Here is a 1,439-nt window from a genome sequence, read left to right as displayed (position 1 = left end):
CGGTCAGCCGACCGAGCCCTCCATCTGCAGCTCGATCAGCCGGTTGAGCTCGAGCGCGTACTCCATCGGCAGCTCGCGGGCGATCGGCTCGACGAAGCCGCGCACGATCATCGCCATGGCCTCGTCCTCGGCCAGACCGCGGCTCATCAGGTAGAAGAGCTGGTCGTCGCTGACCTTGGAGACGGTCGCCTCGTGGCCCATGGAGACGTCGTCCTCGCGGACGTCCACGTAGGGGTAGGTGTCCGAGCGGGAGATCGTGTCCACCAGCAGGGCGTCGCAGAGCACGTTCGACTTGGAGCCGTGGGCACCCTCGCCGATCTCGATCAGACCGCGGTAGGAGGTACGGCCGCCGCCTCGCGCCACCGACTTGGAGACGATGTTGGACGAGGTGTTCGGGGCCATGTGGACCATCTTGGCGCCCGCGTCCTGGTGCTGGCCCTGGCCGGAGAAGGCGATGGACAGGGTCTCGCCCTTGGCGTGCTCGCCCATCAGGTAGACGGCCGGGTACTTCATCGTCACCTTGGAGCCGATGTTGCCGTCGACCCACTCCATGGTCGCGCCCTCGTAGGCGACGGCACGCTTGGTGACCAGGTTGTAGACGTTGTTCGACCAGTTCTGGATGGTCGTGTAGCGGCAGCGGCCGCCCTTCTTGACGATGATCTCCACGACGGCGCTGTGCAGCGAGTCCGAGGAGTAGATCGGGGCGGTGCAGCCCTCGACGTAGTGCACATAGGCGTTCTCGTCGACGATGATCAGCGTCCGCTCGAACTGGCCCATGTTCTCGGTGTTGATCCGGAAGTAGGCCTGGAGCGGGATGTCGACGTGGACGCCCGGCGGCACGTAGATGAAGGAACCGCCGGACCACACGGCGGTGTTCAGCGCGGCGAACTTGTTGTCACCGGCCGGGATGACCGTGCCGAAGTACTCCTGGAAGAGCTCCGGGTGCTCCTTCAGCGCGGTGTCGGTGTCCAGGAAGATGACGCCCTGCTCCTCCAGGTCCTCACGGATCTGGTGGTAGACGACCTCCGACTCGTACTGCGCGGCGACACCGGCGACCAGGCGCTGCTTCTCCGCCTCCGGGATGCCCAGCTTGTCGTAGGTGTTCTTGATGTCCTCGGGCAGGTCCTCCCAGCTGGCGGCCTGCTTCTCCGTGGAACGGACGAAGTACTTGATGTTGTCGAAGTCGATGCCCGACAGGTCCGAGCCCCAGGTCGGCATGGGCTTCTTCCCGAAGAGCTTCAGGCCCTTCAGACGCAGCTTGAGCATCCACTCCGCCTCGGACTTCTTCGCCGAGATGTCGCGGACGACCTCCTCGGAGAGGCCGCGCTTGGCCGTGGCACCGGCCGTGTCGGAGTCGGCCCAGCCGTATTCGTACGTGCCCAGGCCCTCGAGCTCAGGGTAGGCAGTCTCCGTGGGGAGAGTCATGCGGGGTTCCTCCC

1 protein-coding gene is annotated in these 1,439 nt (G+C 65.5%); it reads right to left on the bottom strand.

Annotated features, from left to right (window positions below; genetic code table 11):
• Window positions 1-3: 3 nt before the first annotated feature.
• On the bottom strand, window positions 4-1,425 hold the full coding sequence (gene sufB / locus ACV530_RS36555) for a Fe-S cluster assembly protein SufB (RefSeq protein WP_494337043.1): 1,422 nt from the start codon (window positions 1,423-1,425) through the stop codon (window positions 4-6).
• Window positions 1,426-1,439: the final 14 nt, after the last annotated feature.

The organism is Streptomyces sp. SX-6 (assembly GCF_059089585.1).
Note: the sequence above shows the minus strand (reverse complement) of the source record. Positions and strands in the feature narration are given on the sequence as shown.

Bases quoted from the DNA above. Each gene is read 5' to 3' on its own strand.
- sufB (WP_494337043.1), bottom strand. From the start codon at position 1,425: ATGACTCTCCCCACGGAGACTGCCTACCCTGAGCTCGAGGGCCTGGGC.